This is a genomic window from Wolbachia endosymbiont of Mansonella perstans (assembly GCF_020278605.1).
In the GTDB taxonomy this organism is placed as follows: domain Bacteria; phylum Pseudomonadota; class Alphaproteobacteria; order Rickettsiales; family Anaplasmataceae; genus Wolbachia.
Genome location: NZ_JACZHU010000064.1, coordinates 1 through 6,234 on the forward strand (window position 1 = coordinate 1; position 6,234 = coordinate 6,234).

At 36.0% G+C, this 6,234-nt stretch carries 7 protein-coding genes; 3 read left to right on the plus strand and 4 right to left on the minus strand.

The window, feature by feature from the left end:
• Nucleotides 1-83 precede the first annotated feature (83 nt).
• From IHO13_RS04080 to IHO13_RS04090, 3 genes are all read right to left on the minus strand, one after another.
• On the minus strand, nt 84-842 hold the full coding sequence (locus IHO13_RS04080; RefSeq protein ID WP_225538395.1) for a cell division protein FtsQ/DivIB: 759 nt from the start codon (nt 840-842) through the stop codon (nt 84-86).
• Complete coding sequence (locus IHO13_RS04085; RefSeq protein ID WP_225538396.1) at nt 823-1,854, minus strand: D-alanine--D-alanine ligase; 1,032 nt, start codon at nt 1,852-1,854, stop codon at nt 823-825. Before IHO13_RS04085 ends, IHO13_RS04080 begins: the two co-directional genes overlap by 20 nt.
• A 233-nt stretch (nt 1,855-2,087) precedes the next feature.
• Nucleotides 2,088-2,462, minus strand: a complete 375-nt coding sequence (locus IHO13_RS04090; RefSeq protein WP_225538397.1) for a ferredoxin family protein — start codon at nt 2,460-2,462, stop codon at nt 2,088-2,090.
• Between the two features lie 286 nt (nt 2,463-2,748).
• Between IHO13_RS04090 and IHO13_RS05985 the strand changes: the two genes are divergently transcribed.
• Both IHO13_RS05985 and IHO13_RS05990 read left to right on the plus strand, forming a co-directional pair.
• The gene (locus tag IHO13_RS05985; RefSeq protein WP_410543370.1) at nt 2,749-3,057 is read left to right on the plus strand and encodes a DNA-processing protein DprA; all 309 of its coding nucleotides are present in this window, start codon (nt 2,749-2,751) and stop codon (nt 3,055-3,057) included.
• Nucleotides 3,058-3,073: 16 nt separating this feature from the next.
• Entirely contained in the window at nt 3,074-3,499 is a 426-nt protein-coding gene (locus IHO13_RS05990) for a DNA-processing protein DprA (RefSeq protein ID WP_410543371.1), read from the plus strand.
• A gap of 106 nt (nt 3,500-3,605) precedes the next feature.
• On the opposite strand, the gene IHO13_RS04100 is transcribed toward IHO13_RS05990, so the two are convergent.
• Nucleotides 3,606-4,895, minus strand: a complete 1,290-nt coding sequence (locus tag IHO13_RS04100; protein WP_225538398.1) for an iron-containing alcohol dehydrogenase — start codon at nt 4,893-4,895, stop codon at nt 3,606-3,608.
• 42 nt (nt 4,896-4,937) lie between these two features.
• Here IHO13_RS04100 and dapE point away from each other — a divergent pair, with 42 nt between their 5' ends.
• A complete protein-coding gene (gene dapE, locus IHO13_RS04105; protein ID WP_225538399.1) occupies nt 4,938-6,143 on the plus strand; it encodes a succinyl-diaminopimelate desuccinylase in 1,206 nt (401 codons plus the stop codon).
• Nucleotides 6,144-6,234 lie beyond the last annotated feature (91 nt).

A 6,234-nucleotide genomic window follows, 5' to 3' on the forward strand; every position in this document is an offset into this window, starting at 1 on the left:
AGGAAACTGGAGAAATCTTTAAGTAGTTTCTTTCGTTTCTATTGGGTAGCTTTTCCACTGTTGTCCGCTTAGACGACAGCAGATCACCTCTTTACAAAGATTTTATCGATAATGCGCATATCAATTATGCTCCAATCACTAAAAGTAAAATCAGTTGTGTTTTGCAAGTGGTTTAAATAATCCCATGCGCTATTAGGATTATCTTCAGGCAGCTTTACTGTGGAGACGTTATCAAGTATGATGTTCCATCTTCTATTTCTTACATAAACACAAGAAGAAATGTAATCACTCAATTGAGTTTTGCTTTCTAGTATGTCTTTAATAAATTTTAGGTTCGATAACGAGTTTTGTCCTGTGATTACAACAAGATTATCTATCGGATAGTTATTTGTAATCACTTTACCCTCGGAATCGATTACTGAAGTCCTGTTGCCATCTTTCCAGAGAGCAAACGGTTTATGCTCATCTATGTTAACATGTAAGGTGTTGGGCAAAGTTCTATAAATTCTTACGTGTTTTGTACATTTGCTTACGTACTGTATGCTATTAGCAAGTCTTGAAAGTGATACATATATAATTGGTTGCGTTTTATCTACCAAACCTAGAATGTCCTTTTCGTTTGTGAATTTATTGCCAGTTATAACTACTTCATCGATTGAAAATCCACTGCTGAGTAATAAACCAGATAAGCGATCATTACACCAAGTGAGGTAATAACTAAATCTGCTTGTGATTTTACCAAATGAGCTATAGAGTACTAGCGTAAGAAAGAGTACTATTATAATAACTAAAGCACACTTACGTAAAAAACTTCTTTGGCCTCTAGTAACATTGCTCAGCATTTATTTGATCTCTAATACTTTTATGTTGAAAACTATCTTCAACGATAATTTTAACTAATTCATTAAAATCAATTCCTTTTGTCAATTTTGCAATTTCTGGCACTAACGATAACTTAGTAAAGCCGGGATGTGTATTGATCTCAAGCATTTTTAGAGTGTTATCCTTAGGGTTATAACGAAAATCTGAACGAGAGATAGTTTTACATCCTAAAAACCGATGAACTTTCAATGCATATTCCAAGGTCATTTTATATATATCGTCAGGAATTTCAGTAGGAGATATATGCTCTGCAAGCCCATCTGTATATTTTGCCTCATAATCATAGAATTTATTTTTCGGCCTTATTTCCATAGTGCCAATTGCCTCATCTAGCAATACAGCAGTTTGTAACTCTACACCAGGTATATACTCTTCTATGATCATCAAGTTTCTTGAATAGTCTTTTATTGTCCCAGTGTTTGACACTGGCATCCATTTTTCTTTTTCCTGAATCCCAGCGTCACGCGCTGGAATGACGCAAAACATGCTTTTTAATTTTAAGTAATCATCATACGAGAAAATTATGTGTACTCCAATGCTTGAGCCTTCATTGGTCGGTTTTAAGACGTATGGACAATCAATTTTAATGTTGTTTTTTAGTACATCTTCTCGACTAATTATGTAACCTTTTGGGATGTCAATACCAAGCGACTGGAATATATGTTTGGACATTGCTTTATCCATAGCAATAGCCGAAGCCATAACTCCTGAGTGTGTATACTTTATACCTAAAATTTCCAATAAACCCTGAACACAGCCATCTTCACCACAAGGTCCATGCAGAGCAACAAAAGCGAGATCAGGATCAATTTTTTTAAGCTTTTCAACAATGTTGTTGTCAACATCTACTTCTATTGTATTATATGAAAGGTTGTCGAGCGCTTTTTTTACCGCTTTTCCGCTCATCAGCGATATTTCTCTTTCACGAGAGAATCCACCACTCAAAATTGCTATAGTTGGAACCATGAGCACTCTATTGTTTTACTATATAGCATACATAAAAGATGCTCTTACCTTCAATAAAAACCTACTGCCATAGCTAAAGTAATTTAGATTTAACGATGATTTGACAAATCTCCGTTCTACTGCATTTTAACGAATTAGTATCAGCTTGGTATCTAATAACATTAAAAATATAAACAAGTACAATCACCATCAGCAGCCAAAAACAATAACCGTAAGGATTTCTTTTTCCTTCAGTAGCGTTATTCTAGATTTTCACCAAAATAAACTGCTTTGTCCTTTTTGTCTTTATACTCTTCTGCTTCATCCAGAGTTTGTTTTTTAGCTGTGATGTTTGGCCACTTTTGCGAGTACTCTACATTTATGTTGTAAAATGATTTGAGAGTTTTTTGTTCATTGCTCAGTAACTCTGCATCTAATTCTAAAATGTCCTTTACAGAATCGTCAGTTACAATTGCATCTACTGGACATTCAGGTATGCATACTCCGCAATCAATACATTCATCTGGATTAATCACGAGCATATTTTTGCCTTCATAGAAGCAGTCAACAGGACACACTTCTACACAATCTGTATATTTACATTTTATGCATTTATCTGTAACAAAGTGCGTCATAAAACACTGTATTTATATTATCTTGGGTACACTAAGTTAATAAGAAATTCAAGCCATTTATGCAGATAAGTAAATTGAGCAATGAAGAATTAGAGATATGGTTAAGCCTAGCTAGAGCTTTATGACCAACAAAGTTTTTTAGTGTGATAAGAGCGTGTGGGTCACTGGATGAAGCGTTAAAATATCTCGATGGGCTCATAGCATTCAAGATGTACGAGAAGAGATCAGTAATGCAAAGAAAATTGGAGCTGAAATCATACCTGCATGTGATCCAGATTACTTTGACATTTTAAGAAGTATACCGGGTTGTCTTTCCGTAATAACTGCACTTGGTGATATGTCGTCATTAAGTCGTGAAATAAATTGCAATAATCGGTGGTCCAACTCTTCAGTCAGTGGAAGAAATTTTGCCAGTAAGCTGGCACTTGATTTGAGTGAAGAGAAGTTCATTGTTATTCCTGGGATTGCAAGGGGGGTTGACACTGCAGCGAACAGTGTAATATACAAAAATCACCCTATCATTGCTGTTACAGCGAGTGGAATTGATGTAGTGTACCCAAGAGAAGATTCTGATCTATTACAAGAAAATCACTGAAGATGGTGAGCTAGTAATTACTGAGTTTCCATTTGCAACTAAACCAAAGCCTCAGTATTTTTCTCAAAGGAATCGAATTACATCTGGTTTATCACCAGGTATGACAGTGGTTGAAACATCGAAAAGTTCCGGTTCTTTAATAACAGCAAATTTTGCTTTGTATCAAGGAAGAGAGGTATTTGTAGTTTCTGCTTTCTCTTTAGATTTACGCTCTAGTGGTAGTAATTATTTAATTAAGAACGGTGCTAAACTTATCGAATCCGCTGATGATATAATAGAGAGTATTAGGTTCAGTTTACCTCCTAGGCGAAAGAGCCTATTTGATGTTGAGCACGTTAACCAGGAAAATGTAAAACAGGAAAAATTGCAACAAGCAAAGCCCGTCATAGTGAGTCATATCAACTCTGTACCCATTGACATAGTGAGCTATCTGAGCAAGTGAAATGTTCACAAATCTGGCTTTAATGGCTATTTTAGAACTGGAGCTGGAAAGTAAAATGGAGCGATTACCAGGGAATAAAGTGCCAATAATTTTCTGATTGCTCTAGCTACAAAACTTCACTTTCTTCTATACAGTGAGCCAAGTCAAGAAAGGTGAATCTGTCTCTTGTTGCAAATGCAAGGCTGACCACTTTGTAGTATTGCTCTTTACTCCAACCTAGATGCTCTGGTAAGTGTGGAATTGACAAATCTTCAAATATTTTCTGTAGGTGTCTTGCAGGTAACAAATTTTGCTTAATTAAGCTGGAAATATTACTCCATTCTTTATGAATGATTCCTCTAATTTTTTGCTGCAGAATTTTTTTCTGCTCTAGAATGTTTGTGAATTCGGTATTACCAAAGCACTCAGTCACACGCTTTACATCTAAAGTGGTTGGTTTAATGGTAGGATCTTGTGTTGATAATATCTTTTCCTGCAAATTAGCCATGGTGAGCGTTGTAACAGCAATTTTTTCGCCATGTAATGAAGAATAATCTTTTGTTACCATTTCAATTGCATGAGCTATCATATGCTCTCCTTGGCTTGCAGAATAGCTGCTTTTTGATATTACCATTCCAAGTCCTGAGATTAGTAAGGCTTCCATAAGTAATAAGACCACTTTTTTACTTCTTTTTGCAAGCGCTAGGTGCTCTCTGAGCAAAATTTCCTCCAGATCGCGAACAAGTGTGAAAGGTAGTTCGTTATATTCTGTGCCAAGTAGAAGATGAGATAGTAGCCAATCGGCCTTTACTGTTGAACGACAGATAAAATCCGCAAATCCGCTTAATGTAAGACGCAGTGGTGCGTCAGCGATTATATCGATATCGATGTATACTGCCTTGGGGAGATGTGTTGCGAATGATTTTTTATGTCCATCTACTAATATTGAAGCGTTTGCAGAAGTATAGCCGTTCATAGAAGCTGCTGTTGGGAGTGATATGTAATCTTTTTTCTCGAGGTAACTTGCATACTTACAAATATCATTAACAGTACCGCTACCAAGTGCAACTATTAAGTCGCTATCTTTTGCCTTGTTTCTAACTAGATTGACGATTTCGAGAGAAGCAACACTTTCCGGTCTATCTGGTGTCATCCAAGTAGCGTAACACTGGAATCCATCATAGATTCCAGTGTCATGGGCTGGAATGACAAGTGAAGCTGGAATAATTAAGTGAGGAATTTTATTAAGTACGTTTTTATTCAAAAGCTCTACCGTATTCTTGTCTGCAACTAAGAAAATATTATTTCCGTGTTGTGTGCATATTTCATAGATATTGTCAGCGAGGTGATGATCTACTATTACTTCCCTTATAAGAGTTTGCTTGGCTTGGTGTAATATTTGTTTTAAATAGTGCATAAGATGTCTACAATATAGTAATATCAGTATTTCAAGATTGATATGAAGATTGACCCTGTAGAACTAACTAAGAAATTGATTTCTTTTAAGAGTATAACACCGAGTGACGATAGAGCAATAGAGCATATAGCAGCAATTTTCAAGAAAAGTGGTTTTGACTGCAGGATTTTAGAGTTTGGTAATAGTGAAACTAGAGTTAAAAATCTTTATGCAAAATACATAAATGGGGCACCGAACTTATGTTTTGCTGGTCATGTTGATGTTGTACCACCAGGTCAATTGAAGGATTGGCAGTCTGATCCGTTTAAGCCAGAAGTTAGGGACGGAATGTTATATGGAAGAGGAACAGCTGACATGAAAAGCGGAGTAGCCGCATTCATTACTGCCATGGTAAATTTAATTGAGGAAAAGTTTCAATTCGATGGTTCAATAAGTGCATTGATTACCAGCGCTGAAGAGAGCATGGAAGAATATGGAACGAAGGCAGTTTTAGAATGGATGGGAAGTAAGCAAAAAAAGATGGATTATTGCATAGTTGCTGAGCCAACCAGTAGTGAGAGACTAGGTGATACTATAAAAATAGGCAGAAGAGGATCCGCAACATTCAAATTGACTTGCTACGGAAGGCAAGGGCACGTTGCCTTCCCAGACTTGGCGGATAATCCAGTATATAAGATGATGTCGATATTAGATAAGGTAAAAAATACTACTTTTGATCATGGTGATAGATATTTTCAGCCTTCAAACTGCGAGATTACTACTATTGATGTTGGAAATGATACCGACAATCTAATACCTGATTCAATAACTGCAAATTTCAATATTCGATACAACAATATGCAAACACCTGACGGTTTATATAAGTTGATTGATGAAATATGCTCCAGTTTAGCAAACAATTATAAACTCTCTATACATAGCAGCAGGGGCGCTTTTCTCTCTACTCCCGATAGGAATACTGATATTATGCTTGATGCAATAAGTAAAGTTACCAATATCGATGCTGTACTGAACACAAGTGGCGGAACATCTGACGCTGCATTTATCAAAGACGTTTGCCCAGTGATTGAATTTGGTATGATAAACAAAACTGTACATCAGGTAAATGAATGCGTGTCAGTTGACGATATACACAAATTGACAGCCATATATAAGGAATTTATAAAAAACTATTTTTACCTCACTAATAAGGTATTAAATCAGGTCAATGTAATTGGTAATATACCTGATGGCCCATTGCTAGCTTAAGGTAGGCTGAATTCAGATTTTTTAGCAATAGAAACGAAAAAAACTACTTGACAAGCTTTATCAACCCCCTTATCACGATACTGAAGCTATT

Bases quoted from the DNA above. Each gene is read 5' to 3' on its own strand.
- IHO13_RS04080 (WP_225538395.1), bottom strand. From the start codon at position 842: ATGCTGAGCAATGTTACTAGAGGCCAAAGAAGTTTTTTACGTAAGTGT.
- IHO13_RS04090 (WP_225538397.1), bottom strand. From the start codon at position 2,462: ATGACGCACTTTGTTACAGATAAATGCATAAAATGTAAATATACAGAT.
- IHO13_RS04100 (WP_225538398.1), bottom strand. From the start codon at position 4,895: ATGCACTATTTAAAACAAATATTACACCAAGCCAAGCAAACTCTTATA.
- dapE (WP_225538399.1), top strand. From the start codon at position 4,938: ATGAAGATTGACCCTGTAGAACTAACTAAGAAATTGATTTCTTTTAAG.